1 protein-coding gene is annotated in these 692 nt (G+C 32.1%); it reads left to right on the top strand.

Annotated elements, in window-relative coordinates; genetic code table 11:
• Positions 1–134: 134 nt before the first annotated feature.
• Positions 135–692: glycosyltransferase (locus HMPREF0549_RS09415; protein WP_373878838.1), on the top strand; the 558-nt coding region annotated here is incomplete at its 3' end.

Below are 692 nucleotides of genomic sequence, written 5' to 3'. Positions count from 1 at the left end.
TCAAAGGCTGGTGTTATTGGGCGCCTAGCGTGTCAAAGTATAGCAAATAAAAAATTTAAAGTTATATTTACTGTGCATGGTTGGTCCTTTACTGATGGGATTCCTTCTGCTTTAAAAAAAGGCTTTATAGTTTTATAGAGAAAATAGTAAGTAATTTCACTGATTTATTTATATGTGTTTCTAAGTATGATGAAGCTATAGGACGTCGAGAAAATGTATTAGGTCCGAATGACAATGTTATAGTCATTCATAATGGAACTACCGAACCAAAAAGAGAAGGAATTCGTAGACCTATTATTTCTCCGATTCAATTAGTAATGGTTGCTAGATTCTCTAAACAGAAGGATCAAGAAACTCTTATTAGAGCAGTGAAAGAATTACCATCAGATAAATATCAGTTAACCTTTGTTGGGGCTGGCGAAACCTTACAGCAAAATCAGCGATTGGTTTCCAAGTTTAATTTAGAAAGTAATGTAAAATTTATAGGATTCAGAGAAGACATAAATAAGGTTCTTGAAAAGAAAGATATTTTTGTTTTATCTACGCATTATGAAGGATTACCAATTAGTATTATCGAAGCTATGGCTTATGGATTACCAGTTTTAGCCACTGATGTTGGCGGAAATTCAGAAATGGTAAAAAATAATATTAATGGTTTCTTATTTAGTTCAAAAAATGAACTTGTAAGGAAG

The organism is Limosilactobacillus vaginalis DSM 5837 = ATCC 49540, assembly GCF_000159435.1.
In the GTDB taxonomy this organism is placed as follows: Bacteria; Bacillota; Bacilli; order Lactobacillales; family Lactobacillaceae; genus Limosilactobacillus; species Limosilactobacillus vaginalis.
The sequence above is the reverse complement of the archived record's forward strand: the minus strand, read 5'-3'. Positions and strand labels throughout refer to the sequence as shown.